21 protein-coding genes are annotated in these 23,084 nt (G+C 66.8%); 18 read left to right on the forward strand and 3 right to left on the reverse strand.

The features are described from left to right. Window positions 1–173 precede the first annotated feature (173 nt). From FG93_RS15925 to FG93_RS15955, 7 genes are all read left to right on the forward strand, one after another. Entirely contained in the window at window positions 174–1,580 is a 1,407-nt protein-coding gene (locus FG93_RS15925) for an amidase (protein WP_043236032.1), read from the forward strand. Window positions 1,581–1,590: 10 nt separating this feature from the next. Beyond that, a complete protein-coding gene (locus FG93_RS15930) occupies window positions 1,591–2,832 on the forward strand; it encodes an MFS transporter (RefSeq protein WP_043236034.1) in 1,242 nt (413 codons plus the stop codon). Between the two features lie 31 nt (window positions 2,833–2,863). Beyond that, a complete protein-coding gene (locus tag FG93_RS15935; protein ID WP_043236037.1) occupies window positions 2,864–3,904 on the forward strand; it encodes a phosphotransferase family protein in 1,041 nt (346 codons plus the stop codon). Window positions 3,905–3,916: 12 nt separating this feature from the next. Further along, window positions 3,917–5,191 (forward strand): acyl-CoA dehydrogenase family protein, encoded by a 1,275-nt coding sequence (locus FG93_RS15940; RefSeq protein WP_052513828.1) that lies wholly within the window; start codon window positions 3,917–3,919, stop codon window positions 5,189–5,191. A 120-nt stretch (window positions 5,192–5,311) separates the two neighbouring features. After that, window positions 5,312–5,683, forward strand: coding sequence for a type II toxin-antitoxin system Phd/YefM family antitoxin (locus tag FG93_RS33620; protein ID WP_244448630.1), 372 nt, complete (start codon window positions 5,312–5,314; stop codon window positions 5,681–5,683). Continuing rightward, a complete protein-coding gene (locus FG93_RS15950) occupies window positions 5,680–6,066 on the forward strand; it encodes a type II toxin-antitoxin system VapC family toxin (protein ID WP_043236039.1) in 387 nt (128 codons plus the stop codon). The genes FG93_RS33620 and FG93_RS15950 overlap by 4 nt, the downstream gene beginning before the upstream one ends. A gap of 327 nt (window positions 6,067–6,393) precedes the next feature. Next, window positions 6,394–7,128 (forward strand): 2OG-Fe(II) oxygenase, encoded by a 735-nt coding sequence (locus FG93_RS15955; RefSeq protein WP_043236041.1) that lies wholly within the window; start codon window positions 6,394–6,396, stop codon window positions 7,126–7,128. A gap of 38 nt (window positions 7,129–7,166) precedes the next feature. On the opposite strand, the gene FG93_RS15960 is transcribed toward FG93_RS15955, so the two are convergent. The 3 genes from FG93_RS15960 to FG93_RS15970 all read right to left on the reverse strand — a co-directional run bounded on the left by FG93_RS15960 (window position 7,167) and on the right by FG93_RS15970 (window position 10,211). After that, the gene (locus FG93_RS15960) at window positions 7,167–7,844 is read right to left on the reverse strand and encodes a transglutaminase-like domain-containing protein (protein ID WP_052513829.1); all 678 of its coding nucleotides are present in this window, start codon (window positions 7,842–7,844) and stop codon (window positions 7,167–7,169) included. 115 nt (window positions 7,845–7,959) lie between these two features. Next, window positions 7,960–8,751 (reverse strand): enoyl-CoA hydratase/isomerase family protein, encoded by a 792-nt coding sequence (locus tag FG93_RS15965; protein ID WP_043236124.1) that lies wholly within the window; start codon window positions 8,749–8,751, stop codon window positions 7,960–7,962. Window positions 8,752–9,011: 260 nt separating this feature from the next. Then, window positions 9,012–10,211 (reverse strand): alanine--glyoxylate aminotransferase family protein, encoded by a 1,200-nt coding sequence (locus FG93_RS15970; protein ID WP_043236046.1) that lies wholly within the window; start codon window positions 10,209–10,211, stop codon window positions 9,012–9,014. A 159-nt stretch (window positions 10,212–10,370) separates the two neighbouring features. Between FG93_RS15970 and FG93_RS15975 the strand changes: the two genes are divergently transcribed. The 11 genes from FG93_RS15975 (at window position 10,371) to FG93_RS16025 (ending at window position 23,079) form a co-directional block, all read left to right on the forward strand. Continuing rightward, window positions 10,371–11,108, forward strand: a complete 738-nt coding sequence (locus FG93_RS15975) for a GntR family transcriptional regulator (protein WP_052513830.1) — start codon at window positions 10,371–10,373, stop codon at window positions 11,106–11,108. 165 nt (window positions 11,109–11,273) lie between these two features. Continuing rightward, window positions 11,274–12,257: a tripartite tricarboxylate transporter substrate binding protein gene (locus FG93_RS15980; RefSeq protein WP_043236048.1), complete on the forward strand. Its 984-nt coding sequence runs from the start codon at window positions 11,274–11,276 to the stop codon at window positions 12,255–12,257. A 168-nt stretch (window positions 12,258–12,425) separates the two neighbouring features. After that, a complete protein-coding gene (locus tag FG93_RS15985) occupies window positions 12,426–12,923 on the forward strand; it encodes a tripartite tricarboxylate transporter TctB family protein (RefSeq protein ID WP_043236049.1) in 498 nt (165 codons plus the stop codon). 10 nt (window positions 12,924–12,933) lie between these two features. Beyond that, window positions 12,934–14,463, forward strand: a complete 1,530-nt coding sequence (locus FG93_RS15990) for a tripartite tricarboxylate transporter permease (RefSeq protein WP_043236052.1) — start codon at window positions 12,934–12,936, stop codon at window positions 14,461–14,463. 88 nt (window positions 14,464–14,551) lie between these two features. Further along, entirely contained in the window at window positions 14,552–17,473 is a 2,922-nt protein-coding gene (locus FG93_RS15995) for an FAD-binding and (Fe-S)-binding domain-containing protein (protein WP_043236053.1), read from the forward strand. A 75-nt stretch (window positions 17,474–17,548) separates the two neighbouring features. Next, window positions 17,549–18,892, forward strand: coding sequence for a YncE family protein (locus FG93_RS16000; RefSeq protein ID WP_152579458.1), 1,344 nt, complete (start codon window positions 17,549–17,551; stop codon window positions 18,890–18,892). A 159-nt stretch (window positions 18,893–19,051) separates the two neighbouring features. Continuing rightward, window positions 19,052–20,002, forward strand: coding sequence for an AEC family transporter (locus FG93_RS16005; RefSeq protein ID WP_043236058.1), 951 nt, complete (start codon window positions 19,052–19,054; stop codon window positions 20,000–20,002). Window positions 20,003–20,127: 125 nt separating this feature from the next. Further along, window positions 20,128–21,222, forward strand: coding sequence for an NADH:flavin oxidoreductase/NADH oxidase (locus FG93_RS16010; RefSeq protein ID WP_043236059.1), 1,095 nt, complete (start codon window positions 20,128–20,130; stop codon window positions 21,220–21,222). A 93-nt stretch (window positions 21,223–21,315) separates the two neighbouring features. Next, window positions 21,316–21,954, forward strand: a complete 639-nt coding sequence (locus tag FG93_RS16015) for a hypothetical protein (RefSeq protein WP_043236061.1) — start codon at window positions 21,316–21,318, stop codon at window positions 21,952–21,954. Next, window positions 21,954–22,517: a hypothetical protein gene (locus FG93_RS16020; protein ID WP_052513831.1), complete on the forward strand. Its 564-nt coding sequence runs from the start codon at window positions 21,954–21,956 to the stop codon at window positions 22,515–22,517. The genes FG93_RS16015 and FG93_RS16020 overlap by 1 nt, the downstream gene beginning before the upstream one ends. Continuing rightward, a complete protein-coding gene (locus FG93_RS16025; protein ID WP_043236064.1) occupies window positions 22,510–23,079 on the forward strand; it encodes a hypothetical protein in 570 nt (189 codons plus the stop codon). The genes FG93_RS16020 and FG93_RS16025 overlap by 8 nt, the downstream gene beginning before the upstream one ends. The last annotated feature ends 5 nt before the right edge of the window (window positions 23,080–23,084 follow it).

Below are 23,084 nucleotides of genomic sequence, written 5' to 3' on the forward strand. Positions count from 1 at the left end.
TTTTCTAACTTGTTTTCGTAGGAATTCCAGTTTGCCCCTGACTCGTCTAGCCGTCAAATTGAGGCAGTATTGGCCACATAGCTATGGCTTGGTACCGTTCTCTTGAAGCGTTCTGCAAGATAAAAACTTAACCTTTCCTTCGCCCATTCCACCATGTCAGCCGGAGCCCGTGCATGCCCAACCTCCCCGACGCGACGCATTACCTGACAGTGTCGGAGCTCGCGGCGCGCATCCAGGCGCGCGAAATCTCGCCCGTGGCGGTGACGCGGTCGCAGCTCGAGCGCATCGCGTGCCTGGACACGGAACTTCACAGTTTCGCGGGTGTGATGGCGGATGTCGCACTGGCCGAGGCAGCGACCGCCGAGGCGGAGATCGCTGCCGGGCGCTATCGTGGGCCGCTGCATGGCGTGCCGATTGCCGTGAAGGACCTGTTCTGGACACAGGGCTTTCCGACGGCCGGAGGGATGACGATCCACAAGCAGCACCGGCCGCGGGAGGACGCCACGGTGGTGCGCCGCTTGCGGCAGGCGGGAGCGGTGGTGCTCGGCAAGCTGCAGATGACGGAAGGGGCCTATTCCGACCACCACCCCGCGGTGACGCCGCCCCGCAACCCCTGGAATGCCGCATACTGGACCGGAATATCGTCGAGCGGCTCGGCTGCGGCGACGGCGGCCGGCCTGTGCTACGGCTCGCTCGGTTCCGATACCGGAGGGTCGATCCGATGGCCCTGCGCCGCCACCGGCCTGACGGGACTGAAACCGAGCTGGGGCCGCGTCAGCCGTCACGGCGCATTCGAGCTGGCGGCGACGCTCGACCATGTCGGGCCCATGGCGCGCGATACCAGGGATGTCGCCGCGATCCTGCAAGTCATCGCCGGCGCTGACCCCGCCGATCCGACCGCGCTTAGCGCACCGGTGCCAGACTATCTCGCAGCGACCGGGCAAGGCGTCGGCGGAATGCGGATCGGCGTCGATCCCGCGTGGAACAGCGAAGGTGTCGATGCGACGACGCAGAGGGTTCTGGCAGACGCCGTCGCGGCCTATCGCGCACTCGGAGCCGAGATCATCGCGGTTCAGTTTCCGGATGCGAAACAGATCGTCGACGATTGGGCGCCGAACTGCGCAGTGGAAGCCGCCGTCGCCCATGAAGCGACCTATCCGGCGCGCAAGGGCGAATACGGCCCGGTTCTCGCTTCGGTCATCGAGGCGGGGCGCGCCCTGTCGGGCCTCGACTATCAGCGCATCCTGCTGCGGCGCATGGCCTTCCGCGGACGCGTCGCCGCCCTGTTTCGCACAATCGATCTGCTGCTGACCCCGGTCCAACCCTTTCCGCCGCTGACGCTGGCGACGATCAGCACATTGGGAGAGCAGCCCGGGCTGATCGCCGACCTGCAGCGCTATACCTGCCCGTTCAACATGACGGGCAACCCGACGCTCACGCTGCCCGGCGGCTTCTCCGAGGCCGGAATGCCCATCGGGTTCCAGCTCGTTGCGGCGCAGCTGGGCGAAGCCAGGCTGATCCGCGCCGGCGCAGCCTTCCAGGCAGCGACCGCGTGGCACCGCCGCCACCCGGCCCTGTGAGGAGCCTGCGATGAGCACCAATCCGACGGGGCCTGCCTCCCCGATCTTCCATGGCTGGCTCGTGGTCGCGGCGGCGTTTGCGGTCACCTTTGTCGGCTTCGGCAGCGCCTATACTTTCAGCGCCTTCGTCGAGTCCCTGCAGGCGGATTTTTCCGCCTCCCGCGCTTCGGTATCCCTGGTCTTCTCGCTCGCCGGCTTCCTCTATTTCGGTTTCGGACTGATCAGCGGCCCGCTTGCAGACCGCTGGGGAGCCCGCAGGCTCGTCTTCCTCGGCATGCTGCTCACCGGGCTCGGCCTGGCGGCGGCCGGAGCGGCGCGGAGCCTGACCGAGATCTACCTGGCCTATGGGCTCGGCGTCGGGCTCGGCATCGGCTGCTCCTATGTTCCGGCGCTGGGTGCGGTGCAGCGCTGGTTCGTCAAGCGCCGTGGCTTCGCGTCGGGGATCGCGGTCAGCGGCATCGGCGTCGGCACACTCGTGATGCCGCCCTTCGCCTCGCTGCTGATCGAGCAGATCGGCTGGCGCAACGCCTATCTCGCGCTCGGCGGGCTCGCCGCGGCGGTTGGTTCAGGCATGGCGCTCCTGATCGAAAGCGATCCGGGCCAGCGCGGGCTGCTGCCGGACGGAGATGTCCTGCCCCCGGGCGGCATCGCGGCCCAGGCGTCCGGCATGTCGATCCGCGAGGCGGTGTGGTCACAGCCTTTCATCAGGCTCTACGCAGCCTGCCTGATCGGCTCGTTCGGGGTCTTCGTCCCCTTCGTCCACCTCGTGCCCTACGCCCTCGATCGCGGCGTCCCGCAGGGCCGGGCCGTCCTGCTGCTCGCGCTGATCGGCGTCGGCAGCACCGCCGGCCGCTTCTGCCTCGGCAATCTGGCAGACCGGATCGGCCGCCACCGCGCCCTTCTCGTCATGTTCATGGGCATGGCCGGTGCGCTCGCCATCTGGTGGCTTTCGAGCGGGTTTACGATGCTGGCTGTCTTCGCTCTGCTCTATGGCGTTTTCTATGGCGGCTGGGTCGCCGTGCTGCCTGCGGTCGTCATGGATCATTTCGGCGGGCGCAATGTCAGCGGGATCATCGGCATTCTCTATACGAGCGTCGCCTTCGGAACCCTGATCGGCCCGACGGCCGCCGGGCTCATCTTCGACCTGAACAAGAGCTATGCGATCGCGATCCTCGTCAGCGCCTGCGCCAACCTTCTCGCGGCCCTCATCGCGGCGCATTCCGCGAGGCCGTCACGCTCCCTGCCGCGTTGACCTCGCCTCATCCCGCCCCGATGATGCCGGCATGTCCGCCGGCCCCGCCTCCGCCGCCCCCGAATTCGACCCTGCCCGGCTCGAAGCCTTCCTTCGCTCCGCCCTGCCCGGCCGGGCGGCGGGAGCGATGGTGCTGGAGCGGATCAGCGGCGGGCAGTCGAATCCGACCTTCTTCCTGTCCTTTCCCGAAGCCGGCACGCGGCTGGTCATGCGCAAGAAGCCGCCGGGACCGCTGCTGCCTTCGGCCCATGCGGTCGATCGCGAATACCGCATCCTCAAGACGCTCGCGGGCTCGCAGGTGCCGGTGCCGCCGGTGCTGCTGTTCTACGCGCAGGACGATATCGTCGGCACGCCCTTCTACCTCATGGAGCGGCTCGACGGTCGCGTCTTCCATGATGCGGCGCTGCCGGGCGTGGCGCCGGCCGAGCGCCGGCAGATGTATTTCGCCATGGCCGAGACCCTGGCCGCACTTCACCGCTTCGACTGGCAGGCGGCCGGCCTCGCCGATTTCGGCAAGCCGGGAAACTATTATGCCCGCCAGCTCGCGCGCTGGGGCCGGCAATGGCGCGAGACCAGGACCCGCGAGATTCCCGAGATCGACCAGTTGATCGGTTGGCTGACCGCCCATCTCGACGAAAGCGCAGAGACGACGATCGTCCACGGCGATTTCCGGATGGGCAACCTGATGTTTCATCCGGTCGAGCCGCGCGTGGTCGCCGTGCTTGACTGGGAGCTCTCGACGCTCGGCCATCCGCTCTCGGACGCCGCCTTTTCCTGTCTGCCCTGGCATTCCGGACCTGCGATGTATCAGGGCATCATGGGCCTCGACCGGGAGGCGCTCGGCATCCCGACGCAAGCCGAGTACCTCTCCCGCTATTGCGAGGCGGCCGGACGCAAGGGCGGACCGGGACGCTTCCACCTCGCCTTCTCGCTCTTCCGCTTCGCCGTCATCCTCGATGGCATCGCGGCGCGCGCCAGGGCTGGCAATGCCGCGGCGGAGAATGCGGTGGCGGTCGGCGGGATGGCGGAGAGCTTCGCGCGGCAGGCCGCAACCATCATCGACCAGAGTTGAACGGGGATCACCATGGACTTCGCCTATTCCGCCAAGGTCGAAGAGCTGCGCTCACGGTTGCAGGCGTTCATCGATGCCCATGTCCAGCCGGCCGACGCCGCGTGGAAGCATGAGGTCGAGGCCGGTCGCTATCCGCTGGCGCTGATCGACGGGCTGAAGGAGAAGGCGAAATCCGAGGGCCTGTGGAACCTGTTCCTGCCGGCGCTGAAGCCCGACGAGCCCGGCACGCGGCTGAGCAATCTGGAATACGCCCCCCTGGCGGAGATCATGGGCCGGATCTTCTGGTCGTCGGAGGTGTTCAACTGCAACGCCCCGGACACCGGCAACATGGAGATTCTGCACATGTTCGCGACGCCGGTGCAGCGCGAGCGCTTCCTCGTGCCGCTGATGAAGGGCGAGATCCGCTCCTGCGTCGGCATCACCGAGCCCGGCGTCGCCTCTTCCGATCCGACCAATCTGCAGACCACGATCACCCGCGACGGCGACGACTATGTCATCAACGGCCGGAAATGGTGGACCACCGGCGCCCTGCATCCGAACGTCAAATTCTGCATCGTCATGGGTCTCTCGGACACGCGCCCGGAGGCCGATCCGCACAAGCGCCATTCCATGGTGATCGTGCCGATGGATACGCCGGGCGTGACCGTGATGCGCAATCTGCCGCTCCTCAACCACCATTCGCCGGAAGGCCATACCGAAACGGATTTCGACAATGTCCGCGTCCCGGCCGCCAACATGCTCGGGGAGGAAGGCGCCGGCTTCGCACTGGCACAGGCGCGGCTCGGGCCCGGCCGCATCCACCACTGCATGCGCACGATCGGCCAATGCGAGGTCGCGCTCGAACTGATGGTCGAGCGCGCGCTGCAGCGGAAAGCCTTTGGTCGCCATCTCTCCGACTATGCCAATGTCCAGGACTGGATTGCCGAAGGGCGCATGGAGATCGACCAGGCGCGGCTGCTCTGCCTGCGCGCCGCCTGGATGATGGACAAGCACGGCAACAAGGCCGCCCGCACCGAGGTCTCATCCATCAAGGTCGTGGCGACGCGGCTGCAGACGAAGATCGCCGACCGGGCGATGCAGGTCTTCGGCGCGGCCGGTCTCTCCAACGATACGCCGCTCGCCTTCATCTATAGCTGGGGCCGGGCGTTGCGCTTCATCGACGGGCCGGACGAGGTGCATCTGCGCACCGTGGCTCGTGCCGAGATCAAGAAGCGGCAGGCCAGCAATCGCAGCACGATGGCCGAGCAGGGCGTGACGATGCCTCACGTGAAATTGACGGTGGCGTAGACACCGCTCATCTGGGGGCGCCAGCCGCTGCCCGAACCTCTCGCGAGCGACCGACTACTTCATGTGCGGCCGGCCAAACCCATGGTCGAGGGTCTTATCGCCGATCTCAGGAAGGCGGGCGTGTCCCGCGCGCGCATCCATACCGAGGGCCTTCGCATTTCGCCGACGCCATGCATCGGCTTCGCGAGCAGTCCGGAAACGGCATCGCCCTTGCTCGGCGCGGAGACCTTAGCTATCATCTTAGCTAAGGAGATGCTCATGGCCCAGTTCTCGGTTCACGATGCCAAGACCAACCTGTCCAAACTGATCGCAGACGCACTTGAGGGCGCAGATGTGGTCATTGCCCGTGGCAACGTGCCGGTCGTACGCCTGGTGCCGGTCGCGCCGCGCGGCAAGCGGCGCTTTGGAGCACTCAAGGGAAAGATCGCCGTCGATGCGCGCTTTGACGAGCCGTTGCCCGAGAATGAACTCGGGGGGTGGAATCTCGCTTGAGGCTGCTGCTCGATACCCATGCCCTGATCTGGTGGCTTGCGGGTGACGAGGCGTTGAGCCGCCGTGCCCGCGAGGCTATCGGGGACGAGGTCAACAGCATCGCCGTCAGCGCCGCCTCGGCCATGGAGGTCGCCACCAAATTCCGCATTGGCAAGCTCCCTGACGCGGCGCTGCTCGCGCAGAACTTCGAGGCGATCATCGCCGATCAGGGCTTTGCCGAACTGGCGATCACCGTCCACCATGCCCTGCTAGCCGGTGCGATGAACATTGCGCACAAGGACCCGTTCGACCGCTTGCTCATTGCCCAAAGTCAATCCGAGGACATGGTGTTGATTTCGAACGAAGCACTATTCGACGGTTTCGCAGTCAAACGCCTTTGGTAGCGGGCTCCGATCCCACACGATAATCCGGACCTCTCAAGGTTCTGAAGAAATTGCAGAACACGAGCCGCTACCCGGACAAGGGATTGAGAGATTAGCGCACTGAAGCGCTTCTTTCTGGCATCGGGAAGAACGCGCGATTGCAGTGCCATTCAAATGACCAACTCTCGCCCGCAACCTGCGCGAGCATAGGGATAATTCGGGTGCATTTTACGTCAAGGCCGTTTCGAGCTGGATGCTGACCCGTTCCAGAAAGCGGGTGGTTGAGCGCCACCACATCGTGCGAGTCTTCGTGCCACGCACCGCGCTCGTCCAAGAAGGCCAAAAGCCATGCCCGCCGCAGCAAGACTGCCCGCCTCCTCCCTCGCATCGCGCGTCGACACGTTGCACTGGACCCGCATCGAGACGGAACTCGACTCGCATGGCGTCGGCCTGACCGGCCCCTTGCTCAGCCCGGACGAGTGCCGCGCGCTTTCCGCGCTCTATGACGACGAGAGCCGCTTCCGCAGCCGCATCGTCATGGCGCGTCACGGCTTTGGCAGCGGTGAGTACCAGTATTTCGCCCATCCGCTGCCGGAGACGCTCGCAGCCTTGCGGCCGGCCATCTATGAGCGCCTGGCCCCGATCGCCAACCGCTGGAACGAGACGCTTGGGATCGCCCAGCGCTATCCCGACGCGCTCGATGCCTTCCTGGCGCTCTGCCACGAGGCCGGGCAGGTCCGGCCGACGCCGCTGCTGCTGAAATACGGCGCGGGCGACTATAACTGCTTGCACCAGGACCTTTACGGCGACCTGTTCTTCCCGTTCCAGATGGTGATCCTGCTCTCGCAACCCGGTGTCGATTTCACCGGTGGCGAGTTCACCCTGGTCGAGCAGCGGCCGCGCATGCAGTCACGGCCCGAGGTCGTGCCGCTGGCACAGGGAGAAGCCGCGATCTTCGCCGTGCAGCATCGGCCGATGCGGGGTTCCCGCGGCACCTACCGCGTCAATCTCCGCCACGGCGTCAGCCGGGTGCGCTCGGGCGAGCGCTACACCACCGGGCTGATCTTTCACGACGCGCGCTGAGGCATACGCGCTTCGCCACGGCGATGGCGCCTTCCGCGTCAACCCGAAGACGAGGCCTGCGCCTCCCGCTCCATGCTGCCGCGCAGCCCGCCGGGGACGCAGAGCTTCGGATAGAGCCGCAACATCTCGCGGATCAGGAATTTCACCGGCACGTCGAAGAAGCTGCCGTGCTGCGCGACATAATCCATGAAACTGCGGCCCTGCCCGTCGAAGCTCTGCAGCAGCGCATCGCTCTTGCCGTCGAAGCCCAGAGTCGCGACGCCGAGCCTGTCGCAGAGGCGGGCGTTGAAGGTCGGCGAAGCCTTCAGCCAGCGCCCGTCGAGGAAAACCTCGGCATAGCCGTGATAGGCGAAGAGATTGGTGCCGACCGCCTCCAGCAGCCGCGGCGTGGCGAGATGGTTCTTGACGTCGGCTAGCCCGATGCGGGCGGGAATGCCGATGGCCCGACAATAGGCGGCATAGAGCGTGGCTTTGCCGACGCAGTAGCCGATGCCGGCCGCCAGCACGGAACTGGCGCGATAGATCTCGGGATTCAGATAGTCGCCATAGGGGTCATAGCGGATGCCGTCGCGCACGGCCTGATAGAGAATGCCTGCCTGCTCGGCAGGGTCGCTGATGCCCGAGGTCAGCAGCTGCGCCTCCGCGATCACCATGGGATGGTCGCTGTCGACGAATTCGGCAGGGCTCGTGAAGAGAACGCGGTGGGAGTCCTGCATTGTCATCAATCCTCGAAGGTATCGGCCCGAAAAGTGGATTGCGGTTTTCGGGGCAGCCGATGCAAACACAAAAAGGTTAGATCATCGGACCGGACATCGTATCCGGTCCGATGATCTAAAGGCCGGTGAACCGGGCTGGCCGCTTCTCCAGAAAGGCCGAGACACCCTCGCCGAAATCCGCGGTCCGGGTCGAGGCGTGGAAGGCGTCGCGCTCGGCGTCGAGCTGGTCGCCAAGTGAATGACTGAGCGAAGCGCCGAGCAGCGCCTTGATGCGGCCATAGGCCTGGGTCGGCCCGGCGGCAAGCCTGCGCGCCAGCGTCATGCCCTCGGCATCGAGGATCTCGGCCGGCACGGTGCGATTGATCAGGCCGAGCCGCAGCGCCTCGCCGGCATCGATCGTCTCGGCCAGCAGAGCCAGCTCCTTTGCCTTCTTCATGCCGACGATGCGCGGCAGATGATAGGTCCCAGACCCATCCGGGGTCGCGCCGATCCGAGCATAGGCCAGCGTGAATTTCGCGCTTTCGGCCGCGATCGCGAGATCGCAGGCAAGCGCCAGGCTGAATCCGGCTCCGGCCACTGCACCATGCAGGCAGGCGATCGCAGGCTGCGGCAACTCATCGAGCCGCTTCAGCCCGGCATGCAACGGCCTGATGATCGCCTCGATCGCGGCCTCGGGGTCGCCACCAGCGGTGAACTGCGAGACGTCGCCACCGGCACAAAAGCCCCTGCCCGCGCCCTTCAGCAGGATGGCGCGGACATCCCGCCGCGCCGCGATCTCCTCGATCCGGGCCAGGAAGGTTTCGGCCATGGCCGCATCGAACGCGTTCAGCACGTCGGGACGGTTCAGCGTCAGCACTGCGACGCCGGCATCGACGGCCAACAGGATGGAACTGGAAGGATCAATCATCGGCAGGTTCCGGAGCGGCGACTGCCCCGGTTCTACCATGGGCATTTCGGCCTGCGGCACTCCGAATCCTGCGCAGGGGGAGCGCAGAAATGCTCGCAAGGCAAGCGCGAAGCCCCGGAAGCCCTCTGCGATCAAAGAGCCCCCGGACTTCTCCCCTCGTTAGATCATCGGACCGGAAATCGTATCCGGTCCGATGATCTAACCTCTTGTATTTGCATCGGCTTTCTCGAAAATCGCGATCCACTTTTCGGGCCAATGCTTTAGGCAACCGCAACCTTCGGTTTATTGGCCTCCTCGCGGGTTTCGAGCGCCGCCATCGCTGCCTGCACGCCGCCGCTGCGATGCGGCACGCCGGCAGCCGCCAGCCCCATCTCGACGCCGGACAGCGCGCCAAGCAGGGTCAGCTCGTTGCATTCGCCGAGATGGCCGATCCGGAAGACCTTGCCGGCGACCTTGCCGAGGCCGGAGCCGAGCGAGATGTTGAACTTCTCGAGCGTCACCTTGCGGTAATGGTCGGCATCATGGCTCGGCGGCATCAGCACGGCGGTCAGCACCGGCGAATATTCCGCCGAGTTCTCGCAGAGGATGTCCAGGCCCCAGGCCTTCACCGCGGCGCGCGTCGCCGCGGCAAGACGCTCGTGGCGGGCGAAGACAGCGTCCAGCCCCTCCTCATGCAACATCCTGACGGCTTCGCGCAGGCCATAGAGCAGGTTCGTCGCCGGCGTGTAGGGGAAGAAGCCATTGGCGTTGATCTTGACCATCTCCTGCCAGTCCCAATAGGAGCGCGGCATCGTGTTGGCCCGGGAGGCGGCCATCGCCTTTTCCGAGATCGCGTTGAAGCTGAGGCCCGGCGGCAGCATCAGGCCCTTCTGCGAACCCGAGACCGTGACATCGACCTGCCATTCGTCGTGTCGGTAGTCGACCGAGGCGAGCGAGGAGATGGTGTCGACCATGAAGAGCGCCGGGTGCCCGGCCTTGTCGATCGCCTTGCGGATCTCGGCGATCCGGCTGGTCGAGCCGGTGGAGGTCTCGTTATGGACGACCATCACCGCCTTGATCTTGTGGCCGCGATCCTCGGCCAGCTTCGCTTCGATCGCGGCCGGGTCGGCGCCGCGGCGCCAGTCGCCCGGAATGAAATCGACCTCGATGCCGAAACGCCCGGCGATCTGGCGCCAGAGCGTGGCGAAATGGCCGGTCTCGGCCATCAGCACGGTGTCGCCCGGCGAGAGCGCATTGACGATCGCCGCTTCCCAGGCCCCGGTCCCGGAGGACGGATAGATCACCACCGGCTGGCTGGTCTTGAACACCGACCTGGCGCCGGCGAGCACCTCGCGCCCGAGCTTCGCGAACTCGGCACTGCGATGATCGATCACCGGCATGTCCATGGCCCGCAGGATCCGGTCGGGAACCGGGCTGGGGCCGGGAATCTGAAGGAAATGGCGGCCCTGCTGCGATGCCATGGCGATAACTCCCTCTTCGGACGTGGCGGCGCTTCAGGCTCGCCGCTCGTGATCGGCGATGTTTTGCATTCATTTTTGTCTTTGGCAACACCGTTCGCGCGTGCAATAATATGCTGGTCGATCTCGACAGGAGACCATCCACTCGCGTAGCAAACCAGTATGACGAACATCGCCCTCGACGCCGAAACGATCGAAAGCCCATCGCTGCGACGCGAGGACGGCGCCGGGCAGACATCGCTGCATGGCGAACTCCTGGCAGCACTGCGCGACTATATCGTCGAGGGCAATCTCGCCGATGGCGCGCGCGTGCCCGAGCGTCTGCTCTGCAACCGCTTCGGCATCTCACGCACGCCGCTGCGCGAGGCGCTCAAGGTCCTGGCCGCAGAAGGGCTGATCGAGCTCCTGCCCAATCGCGGCGCACGCGTGCGCGCCCTGAGCGCCGACGATCTGCGCGAATTGTTCGACGTGATGGGCGGGCTGGAAGCCCTGGCGGGGCGGCTGGCCTGCGAACGCATCAGCGACGAGGACATCGCCGAAATCGAGCAGATTCACCACGAGATGTACCGCTTCTACCTGCGGCGCGACATGCACGGCTATTTCCAGTGCAACCAGGACATCCACCGCATGATCGTCGCTGCCGCCGGCAACGCGACGCTCAGCGCGACCTATAACAGCATTGCCGGCCGCATCCGGCGCGTGCGCTATTCCGCCAATCTCGACAAGGAGCGCGATCGCTGGGGCGAGGCGATGCGCGAGCACGAGGCCATCCTCGATGCCCTGCGGCGACGCGCCGGCAGCGAACTCAGCGACATCATGTTCCTGCATCTGCGCAACAAGCGAAAAGCCGCGCAGCATCAGAGCGCCGCGCAGACCGGCGACGAAAGCAGCTCCACCTGACTCCAACACCAGCCTGAGAATTGGCTGACGTTGATGCAGGACGACAACCGGATACTGCTCGTCGTCAATCCGGCTAGCATCATTTTTCAGATTGAATGCAAAATTTTTTGATTCTAGGCTCTCGCCACGGCGCCGACAGAGCGCGTTGCAGGGAGGTTGGAAGACATGAAGCAGCATTGGCTTGCCGCTGGCGCGGCGCTTGCAGCCGCGACGACACCCGCACTGGCCTGGGAGCCGACCAAGGCCATCGAAATCGTCGTGCCCTTCTCGGCCGGCGGCGCCTCGGACCAGATGGCGCGGACGATGCAAGGCATCATCCAGAAGAATAACCTGACCTCGCAGCCGATCATCGTCGTCAACAAGCCGGCCGCCGGCGGCGCCGAGGGCATGCTCGACATCCAGAAATCGGCGGGCGATCCGCACAAGCTGATCACGACATCGAGCGGCATCTTCATGACCCCGATGGCGACCAAGCTGCCGCTGAACTGGACCGAATACACGCCCATCGCGATGATGGCGCAGGATTCCTTCGTGCTCTGGGTCAACGCCAAGGCGCCCTACCAGACCGCCGGCGACTTCATGACGGCGGCCAAGGCCGCCTCGCCCTCGCTCAAGATCGGCGGCACCTCGTCGAAGCGCGAGGACAACCTGATCGTCTTCGGCATGGAGAAGGCCGGCGGGGTCAAGTTCGCCTATATCCCGCATACCAGCGGCGGCCAGGCCTCGACCCAGCTTTCCGGCGATCACATCGATGCCAGCACCAACAATCCGGCCGAGGACGTCGCCAACTGGCGGGGCGGGGCGACACGGCCGATCTGCGTCTTCTCCGAGCAGAAGATGACCTATTCGACGCCGGTCGCCGACGGAAAGTCCTGGGCCGACATCCCGACCTGCGCGTCGCAGGGGCTGAACGTCAGCTACCAGATGCTGCGCGGCATGTTCATGCCCGGCAAGGTCACCAAGGAGCAGCAGGCCTTCTACGTGGACCTGTTCAAGAAGGTCTCCGAGACACCGGAATGGAAGGATTATCTCGCCCGCAGCGCGCTGGTTCCGGACTATCGCGACGGCGAGGCCTTCGTGACCTTCCTCAAGGCCGATGAGGAGAAGCACGCCAAGCTGATGGGTGACGCCGGCTTCACCGCGAAGTGAGCCTTAGGGGATGGGACGAGATATCGGATCCCCATCCCCTAACCTTCTGTGATGCATCGGCTTTCCCGAAAACCGCATTCGACTTTTCAAGCCGATATTCCAGCCTGAGCCCGACCGGCCCGCCTTCCAAGACGGGCCTCCTCCCTCTGCCGACGTCCGGAGACGCCGATGTCCGCTCATCCTGAAGGCGAAACGCCACGTGGCCTCTCGCGCCGCCCTGTCGAGCTCGTCACGGCAGCGATTCTGATCGCCCTCGCCTTCGTCGTGCTCTGGGATTCCTATGGCCGCGGGGCCGGCTGGGACAATGGCCCGCAGAACGGCTTCTTCCCGGCCCGCGTCGGCTGGCTGTTCCTGGCCGCCGCGCTGTTCATCCTGGTGCAGTCCTTCCGCGCCGAGAACAGCGTCTTCGTCACCTTCGCGCAGCTCGGGCAGGTTTCGCGCGTGCTCGGCCCGCTCGTTCTCTTCGTCGCCCTGATCCAGCCGCTCGGGCTCTATGTCGCCGCGAGCATCTTCATCCTCGTCTTCATGGGCGTCGTCGCGACCTCGCGCTGGTGGAGCATCGTGCTGACGGCAATCCTCGTGCCGATCGTCTGTTTCTGGATCTTCGAACTGCAGTTCCGCGTGCCCCTGCCCAAGGGTCCGCTCGAAGCCATGCTCGGCTATTGAGGTTAAACTGATGGAAGACCTCTCTTCGCTGATCGCCGGCTTCCAGGTCGCGCTGTCCTGGCAGAATGTCGGATTCATGGCGATCGGCGTGGTGCTCGGCATCATCGTCGGCGTGCTGCCGGGCCTGGGCGGTCCGAACGGGGTGGCGATCCTGCTGCCCCTGACCTTCGGCATGGATCCGACCTCGGCGATCATCCTGCTCTCCTCGATCTATTGGGGGGCGCTGTTCGGCGGCGCGATCACCTCGATCCTGTTCAATATCCCGGGGGAGGCCTGGTCGGTGGCGACCACCTTCGACGGCTATCCGATGGCAGTGCAGGGCAAGGCGGCCGAGGCGTTGACGGCCGCCTTCACCGCCTCGTTCATCGGGGCTCTCTCCGGCGTCATCCTGATCACCTTCGTCGCGCCCCTGGTCGCCTCCTTTGCCCTGCGCTTCGGGCCGGCCGAGTTCTTCGCCGTCTTCCTGCTGACCTTCTGCTCCTTCATCGGCATGGGCCGGGAAAACCGGGCAAAGATCCTGGCCTCGCTCTGCATCGGCTTCCTGCTGGCCGCAGTCGGGCTCGATTCGATCTCGGGCGATTTGCGCATGACCTTCGGCTCGACCGAGCTGATGCGCGGCTTCGACTTCCTGATCGTCGTGATCGGCCTGTTCGGCGTCAGCGAGATCCTGCTCACCGTCGAGGAAGGACTGGTCTTCAAGGGCAAGCAGGCGACGATCGACCTGAAGGTCGTGCTGCGGACCTGGGCCGGGCTGCCGCGCTACTGGGCGACGCTCGCCCGCTCCAGCCTCGTCGGCATGTGGATGGGCGTGACGCCGGGAGGCGCGATCGCCGCCTCCTTCATGGGCTATGGCCTCGCCAAGCGCTTCTCGCGGCGTGGCGCCAATTTCGGCAAGGGCGAGATCGAGGGCGTGCTGGCGCCGGAGACCGCGGCGCACGCCGCCGGCACCAGCGCCTTGCTGCCGATGCTGGCGCTCGGCATCCCGGGCTCGGCCACTGCCGCCGTGCTGCTCGGCGGCCTGCTGGTCTGGGGGCTTCAGCCCGGCCCGATGCTCTTCGTCGAGCAGAAGGACTTCGTCTGGGGGCTGATCGCCTCGATGTATCTCGGCAATCTCGCCGGCCTGATCATCGTGCTGGCGACCGTGCCGCTCTTCGCCGCGATCATGCGCATCCCCTTCTCCTTCGTCGCGCCGGTGATCCTGATCGTCTGCGCCATCGGCGCCTACACGATCTCCAACTCGATCTTCGACATCTGGCTGATGCTGATCTTCGGCATCGTCGGCTATGTCTTCAAGAAGCTCGACTACCCGCTCGCGCCGCTGGTGCTGGCGCTCGTCCTTGGCGACCGGGCCGAGGACGCCTTCCGGCAGGCCTTGCTCGGTTCGGGCGGCAGCCTCGGCGTCTTCGTCGCCAACGGGCTCGTCACGACGCTGGTTGCGCTCGCGATGATCCTGCTCTTCTGGGGGCCGGTGTCGGATCTGATCGGGGCGGTGCGGCGCAGGAGCGGCCGAGCCGGAAAAGCGGCTGAGGCCGCCGAATAGGTGACCGCATCCACGGGAATGCGGATCGTTCCGGCCGAAGCGCAACGCAGGGCCGGGGCGAGATGAACTGGAATGGATATGTGACGCGATGACCCATGCCGCCCCTCTCGCCAAACAGGGCTCGCGCAATCTCGGGCTGGAACGCCGCCTGGCCCAGGCCCTCGAAGGCGAGGTCCGCTTCGACGCATTCACGCGCGGGCGCTACGCCACCGACGCCTCGATCTACCAGATCATCCCGCAGGGCGTCGCCTTCCCGAAGAGCGAGGCCGACATCGCCGCCGCGCTCCAGATCGCGGCCGAGCATGGCGTCCCGGTGATCGCGCGCGGCGGCGGCACGTCGCAGAACGGCCAGCCGATCGGCGATGCGCTGGTCCTCGACATGAGCCGGCATTTCAACGCGATCCGCGACTATGACCCGGCCTCGCGCACGGTCTCGGTCGCACCCGGCATCGTGCTGGAGCAGCTCAACAGCCATGTGAAGCAGGACGGCCTGTTCTTCCCGGTCGAGCCCTCGACCGCGAGCCGCTGCACCATTGGCGGCATGGCCGGCAACAACTCCTCCGGCGCGCGCTCGCTGCGCTACGGCAAGATGGTCGACAATGTCATCGCCCTGCGGGCGCAGTTCCATGACGGCGAGGCCTTTGCGCTGGGCGAGAGCCCGGTCGGCGACAATGCCTCGGTCAGGGCGCGGGACCTGATGACGCGGATGCTGTCGCTGGCCGACGGGCACCGCGACGAGATCGAGCGCATCTTCCCGAAGGTGCAGCGCCGGGTCGGCGGCTACAATCTCGACGAACTGCTCCCGGCCCGGCCGAACCTGTCGCATCTGCTGGTCGGCTCGGAAGGCACGCTCGCCATCACCACCGAGGCGACGCTCAGGCTCTCGCCCCTGCCGACGCACCGCGTCATGGGCGTCTGCCATTTCCCGGATTTTCGCGCGGCGATGGAGACGACGCAGCATATCGTGGCGCTGGGCCCGGTCGCGGTCGAGCTCGTCGACAACAATGTGCTGGTGCTCGGCGCCGATATCCCGCTCTTCGTGCGGACGCTCGCCGACATCACCAGGGGCCAGCCGAACTGCCTGCTGCTGGTCGAGTTCGCCGGCGACGATCTCGCAGTGCTGAAGCGCGACCTGAAGCGGCTCGATCAGTGCATGGCCGATCACGGCTTTGCCGAGGCGGTCGTCGAGGTCGTCGAGCCGGCGCGACAGAAGCCGGTCTGGGAGGTGCGCGAGGCCTGCCTCAACATCATGATGTCGATGAAGGGCGACGGGAAGCCGGTCTCCTTCATCGAGGATTGCGCGGTCCCGCTCGAACATCTCGCCGACTACACCGACGCGGTGACCGAGCTTTTCGCCCGCCATGGCACGCGCGGAACCTGGTATGCCCATGCCTCGGTCGGCTGCCTGCATGTCCGCCCGATCCTGAACATGAAGGACGAGGCCGGCGTCAAGGCGATGCGCGGCATCGCCGAGGCCGCCTGCGACCTCGTGCGCCAGTTCAAGGGCTCCTATTCCGGCGAACATGGCGACGGCATCTCGCGCTCGGAGTTCGTCGAGCCGATGTTCGGCGGCCCGCTGACGCGCGCCTTCGAGGCGGTGAAGGACGGGTTCGACCCGGAGAACCGGCTGAACCCCGGCAAGATCGTGCGCCCGCTCAGGATGGACGATCGCAGCCTGATGCGCTTTCCGCCGGGCTATGCGACGCCCATTCCGGCCGCAACCGCGCTCGACTGGTCCGACTGGGGCGGGCTCGGCGGCGCCGTCGAGATGTGCAACAACAACGGCACCTGCCGGAAACTCTCCGGCGGCACGATGTGCCCGTCCTATCGCGCCACCAGGGACGAGACGCATCTGACGCGCGGGCGCGCCAACAGCCTGCGCCTCGCCATCTCCGGGCAGCTCGGCCCCGACGCCTTCACCTCGCCGGAGATGAAGGAGACGCTCGATCTCTGCGTCTCCTGCAAGGGCTGCAAGCGCGACTGCCCGACCGGTGTCGACATGGCGCGGATGAAGATCGAATTCCTCCACCATTATCACCGGCGCCATGGCTTGCCGCTGAAGGAACGGCTGATCGCCTGGCTGCCGCGCTACGCGCCCTATGCCGCGAAACTGGCGCCGCTGATGAATCTGCGCGATCGCATCCCCGCCCTGGCCAAGCTGAGCGAGCGCTGGCTCGGCTTCAGCGCGCGGCGCTCGCTGCCGGTCTGGCGCAAGCCCTGGGCGCAGGCCGGCACACCCGCGACGGCAAGCGAGGTGAAGGGCGACGGGCGCGACATCGTGCTCTTCGGCGACACGTTCAACCGCTATTACGAGCGCGAGAACCTCGAGGCGGCCGAGCGCGTGCTCGCGGCCGGCGGCTATCGCATCCACAAGGTCGAGCCGGCCGACGGCGGCAGGCCGCTCTGCTGCGGGCGGACCTTCCTTTCGGCCGGGCTGGTCGATGAGGCGCGCACCGAGGCCAAACGCACCCTCGATGCGCTCTCGCCCTATATCGCCAGGGGTGCGCGCATCGTCGGGCTCGAACCATCCTGCCTGCTGACCTTCCGCGACGAGTTTGGCGCGATCCTGCCGAAGGAGCAGGCCGAACCTGCCGCCAGGGCCGCGTTCCTGCTCGAGGAGCTGCTCGCGGCCGACATCAAGTCCGGGGCGACCACGCTGCCGCTGAAGGACCAGCGGGGCCGCGTCGCCCATCTGCACGGACATTGCCACCAGAAGGCCTTCGCGGCGATGGGCGCCGTCGAGGCGACGCTCCGCGCGATTCCTGGCCTCGAGGTCAAGCCGATCGAGTCGAGCTGCTGCGGCATGTCGGGCGCCTTCGGCTATGGCGCGTCAACCATGGACGTCTCGCTCGCCATGGCCGAGCTCTCGCTGCTGCCGGCCGTGCGCAAGGCCGGGGCGCAGGATCTCGTCGTCGCCGATGGCACGAGCTGCCGCCACCAGATCCATGATGGCGCAGGCCGAGAGGCGCTGCATGTCGCCCGCGTGCTCGACATGGCGCTGGAGGCCTGACGCGCAAGGCCGGAGCGACAGCAGGCATCCCAACCAAGGACCCGGACAAACGGGTGAGCCGAAGGAGGACGGACGATGCTAAGGACGATGCTTCTGACTGGCGTAATGGCGCTGATCGCTGCCGGAGGAACACAGGCCGCCATGGCAAAGGACTATTTCCTCGCGAGCGGGCGCTGGGACAATGTCGTCCTGGTGATCGACCTGGAAAAGGCGATCGATCCGGCCAATGACGGCACGCCGAAAGCGGTGGTGAACCGCATCCGCGTCACGCCCGATATCGACGCGACCGGAACCGGCAAGGCCGACACGATCTCCAGCGGCCAGCCGATCACCATCACCATCGCGCCGGACTACCGGCGCGCCTATGTCGTCAATCATTCCGGCCGCACCAGGCCGGAGGATGCCGCCGCCTTCCAGCATGGCCATGCCGGCACCGTCACCATCGTCGATCTCAGGAAGGCGCTCGATCCGGCGAGCAACGGCACGCTTGCGGCCGTCGAGGGCTATATCGAGACGGAAGGCTTCGGACCGACCGGCTTCGCGATCGCGCTGGACGGCCGGCATGCCGCGCTCGCCCATGCCGAACAGAAGGGCGACGAAGATGGCGGTCGCCATATCAGCATCGTCGACCTCGCCAGCAACAAGGTCATTCGTCGGGTCGAGCAGGCTTTCGGCAAGCCGGGCTTCCCCTGCCCGCCGGATCCCGTGCCGCACCGCGCCCCCGATCCGAAATTCGGCTGCTTCCCCGACACCAACGGCGTGACGATCAGTCCCCTCGGCGGCGGCACGATCTTCGGCGCCAATGGCGGCACGGACGATATCTCGGTGATCAGCCTGCAAAAGGCGATTGCCGGTGAAGCCGGGGCGGAGATCGCGCGCATCCCCGTGCAGGCGGGCGGCTTCGGCATCTCGACCAGCCCGGACGGAAAGCTCGTGGCGCATGCCTCGCGCGAGAACGCGCAGACCGACACGCCCGGCAACACGGTCTCGATCATCGATGTCGAGAAGGCACTGTCCGACCCTGCCAAGGCCGAGGTCGCCCGCGTGCTGGTCGGCACCGACGACAAGTCCGTGCCGACGCGTCCCTTCGTGGCGGCGTTCCTGCCGGATGGCAAGCGCATCCTGTCGACGCATTTCCGCTCGAACAACATCGACATCATCGATGTCGCCAAGGCCATCGCCGGGCGGCCGGCGACGATCAGCCGAGTCGAACTGAAGACCCCCGGCGGCGAACCCTCCCGCCCACGCGGCATCGCGATCACCCCTGACGGCAAATATGCCGCGATCACCGGGGCGCCCAAGGGCAAGTCGAATTCCAGCGTGGTCTGGATCGTCGATCTCGCGACCTACGAGGTGAAGGGCCGCGTCACCGAGATCGGCAACGAGAGCTACATGATCGGCGCCTTCCAAGCGAACTGATCACGGCGGCGCCTGCGTTGGTGGTGGGCCGTCAGGCGGCGGGCCGCATGGCCAATGCCGAGCCCCGGCTGGTAGAGAGCTGCAAAACGCGCGTCATTCCGGTGCCCGGACAGGCAGAACCGGGATGATGCGCGGGTTCTCCAGCCGTCAGCGCAATCGATGCTTCAATTCCTTGCCACCAGCACGCCGTTCTTCGCGGTGATCGCGCTCGGCGCGCTGGTTTCCGGCCGCACGCTGTTCGGCCCCGATTCCGTCAGGGTGCTCAACACCTTCGCCTTCATGATCGCGACGCCGGCAATGGTGCTGCGGGTGATGTCGCGGCAGCCGATCGCCGAGCTCTGGAACACGACCTTCTTCATGGCTCTGGCGGCCATCGGCGTGACGATCATGGTGCTCGGCATTCTCATAGGCGCGCGACTGCGAGCCCTGCCCTTCCCGAATGCCGTCTCGCGCGGGCAAAGCCTCGTCGGTGGCAATTTCGCCTTTCTCGGCATTCCCCTGATGCTGGCTTTCCTCGGCGAGCGCGCCGCGGCGCCGATCGCCATCGGCCTGATCTGCGACACGGCGCTGATCGTGCCTCTGTCGATCGGACTGATCGAGGCCGGGCGCGGCGCCGGCTCGGTGCCCGTCATCGCCGGCCGGCTCATTCGTGGCACGATCCTGAACCCCTTCATGCTGTCGATCGCAGGCGGCCTCGCGCTCTCGGTCAGCGGGGTCGCGATCCCGGAGCCGGTCGACCGCTTCCTCTCCTTCCTCGGCAATGCGGCAGCGCCCGTCGGCGTCTTCGCGCTCGGCCTTGCGGCGCGACAATGGAGCGGTGGCGGCAGCAAGCTTCCGGGCCTCAGGATCGCACCGCTGGTCGCCGGCAAGCTCGTGCTGCATCCCCTGGTGACCTGGGTCGTGCTTGCGGTCGTGCTCAAGCTCGATCCGTTCTGGGTCATGGCCGGCGTGCTCTATTCGGCCCTGCCGATTGCGGCCAATGTCTTCGTCATCTCCGAGCGCTTCGAGACCGACAGCCGGCCGATCGCCGGCGCGATCGTGCTCTCCACGGCCCTGGCGGCGCTGACCTTCCCCTTCGCCATCTGGCTGGTCTCGGCCACGGGGCCGTAGCACTCTCTTCGCATCTGCAACCGTGCCCTTGCGCCGTTGCCTGTAGTCAGCGGCTTGGCGAGACGGCTAGAAGCAACCGGTCGGCGGGTCCGTCCGCGCGGCGCGATGGAACCGCCGGAGGCACCATGACCAGCCAGCTCTTCACCCCGTACAAGCTCGGCGGTCTCGAACTCGCCAATCGCATCGTGATTGCGCCTATGTGCCAGTATTCGGCCGAGGACGGCCGGGCGACCGATTGGCATACGATCCATCTCGGCCATCTCGCCCTGTCGGGCGCCGCGCTGATGTTCCTGGAGGCGACGGCCGTCGAGCCGGAAGGCCGGATCAGCCCGCAGGACCTCGGCCTCTGGTCGGACGAGACGGAAGCAGCCCTGGCCAGGACGCTGGCTGCGGTCCGCGCGCATTCCGACATGCCGATCGGCATCCAGCTCGGCCATGCCGGGCGCAAGGCCTCGGTGCGCGCGCCCTGGACTGGCGGCGGCCAGCTCGGACTCGACGAAGGCGGCTGGCAGACGCTTGCCCCGTCGGCGATCCCGTTTGGCGATCACCCGCGGGCGCCGCTGGCGCTCGATCTCGCAGGCATCGCCCGCATCCGCGAGAATTTCGCCGCATCGGCCAGGCGTTCCGTGCGGCTGGGCCTGCAGGCGATCGAGTTGCACGCCGCCCATGGCTATCTGCTGCACCAGTTCCTCTCGCCGCTCTCGAACCAGCGTGGGGATGACTATGGCGGCACGCTCGAAAACCGCATGCGCCTGCCGCTCGAGGTCTATGACGCCGTGCGGGCCGTCGTCCCTGCGCATATCCCGGTCGGCTTCCGTGTCTCCGGCACTGACTGGGTGCCGGGCGGCTGGGACATCGAACAGACGATCGCCTTCGCCAAGACAGCCGAGGCACGCGGCTGCAGCTTCATGCATGTCTCCAGCGGCGGTCTCTCGGCCAAGCAGGCGATCCCGCTTGGCCCGAATTACCAGGTCCCCTTCGCCCGGGCCGTCAAGCAGGCGACAAATCTGCCGAGCATCGCCGTCGGGCTGATCACCGAGCCGGATCAGGCCGAAGCGATCGTCGGCACCGGCGACGCCGATCTTGTCGCGCTGGCACGCGGCATCCTCTACGATCCGCGCTGGCCCTGGCACGCCGCCGCCCATCTTGGCGCCAGCGTCAAGGCGCCGAACCAGTATCTGCGCTCCCAGCCGCGGCAGTTCCGCAACCTTTTCGGGTAATCGGCGGCTGGTTGCCACGATTGCGCCATGACGGGCGGCCCTTATGCTCCGGCTGGCGCACCCTGACGGATTCGGTCGCGCGATCCGCCCGGGGTGCTGTCCGCCGCCCAGACGGAGCCTGACGCCTCTGCGATGCTTGCCGCCCTCGCCACGCTGAGAAAGACCCTGTTCAGTCGGTTCATGGCCGGGGTCGGTGGGCTGCTCGCCCTGGCCCTGGCGACGGTGCAGACGATCCTGGGCGCGATGCCGGCGACCTCGCTGCCGACTGTCGCACCGGGCGAGGCGATCGATGCCGGACGCTGGCGCGTCGCCGTACTGGCGGCCAAGGTTTCGACCGAGCCACGTCCCGACGGTTATCGCGGCCCGCAAGGCAAGGCCTCGCTCAGCGTCGATCTCGACATCCTCAATCAGACGTCGGAAAGCTCCAACGTCGTCTCGCGCATCCTGACCATCGACCCGCCGATCGCCGGGCTGGAAGGGAGCCCGACCTTCTATCTGCTGCGCGACAGGAGCATCCTGAACGCGCTGCATCCGGGCCTGCCCGAGCGCGTGCGTGTCGTCTGGGCCATCCCCGCCGAAGCCGTGCCGCCGGATACCGTGCGGCTGACGATCACGGCGGAGACCTTCAAGCCACGCGACAACCTGCTCGCCACGCCCGGCTGGTTCAACCCGAAGACGATCGCAGCGGTCACGCTGCCGCTCGGCTCTGCCGGCAGGGGCGACGGTTCCTGATGCGGCTGCTGCTCCAGTTCATCGCGATCCTGGCCGCGGCCGGCATGCTGCTCGGAATGCAGCGCTCGACGCCCGGCTACGCGGAGATCACCGGCCCGCTTCCCGCCTCGGGACGTCCCGGCGAGACGATCCCGGCACGCAGCTTCACGCTCACGGTCGAAAAGCTCGTCCTCGCCGAGCGCATCCGCTATCGCGCCTATGGGCGCGATTTCGAGCGCAGCACCACGGGCCTATGGGCGGTGGTCGTAGCCCGGCTCGAAGCCCGGCCGGAATCGGTCTCGATCGGCGGCGCGCTCTGGCGCAGCACGGCGGGCTTTCGCTTCGAGGCGAGCCAGCGCGTAGCCGGCGCGCCGCGTCTCCTCACCGCCGGGCGCATCGAACCCGGCCTGCCGGCGCGCGGCATCCTTGTCTTCGAACTCCCGCGCGACCAGGCGGCCGGCGGCACATTGCTGGTTTCGACGGCGCGCTGGCCGCGGTTGGATTCGCAGGCGCGGGTCAGTTTCGCGGCGGATGCTGCCGAGAGCGCCGATGTTCTCGACCTGAACGGGCTGGCCAATGAGTAAGGCGCAGGTCCAGGCCTCCGCTCGGGCCATGCGACTCAGGCGGTTCAGCCTGTGGGCGCTGCCGGTGGCGCTGATTGCTGCCCTTGCCCTGCGCGGCCGCGAGACGGCGACGAACTGGTGGCGGGCGAGCGATCTCTTTCCGCAGCCGGTGCGTTTCGATGCAAGTGCCCCCCTCGCCGGCGCCGATTGGCGCGTCGTCAGCCTGCAGCGGGTCGCGGAGCGACCGGACGGCACCACGGTAGCCCTGCTCGAACTCGAGGCCACGGTGCGCGATCCGGCGCCGTTTGCCCTGCTGCCATGCCGCATCGCACTTGCGGACGGCACGGGCCAGCGCTGGCTGCCGACCTTCCTGGCTCCAACCGAGGTGAGCCGCCTGCCTTCGCGCCGCAACAGCCAGGCGAAGACCTGCGGCCCGGCGCTGGCGAGCAAGCCGGAGGCCGGGGCCGTGCTGGCCATCGCCGAGAGTTTTCTGCTGCCCCGTGCCGCCTTCGCTCAGGTCGATGTCGTGGTCAGCCTCGCCGGCGGCCGGCCGCATTATCTGCGCTTCGCCAGGGGATCGTAAGGCCG

The sequence above is a fragment of the Allobosea sp. LC85 genome, assembly GCF_000735605.1.
GTDB lineage: Bacteria > Pseudomonadota > Alphaproteobacteria > Rhizobiales > Beijerinckiaceae > Allobosea.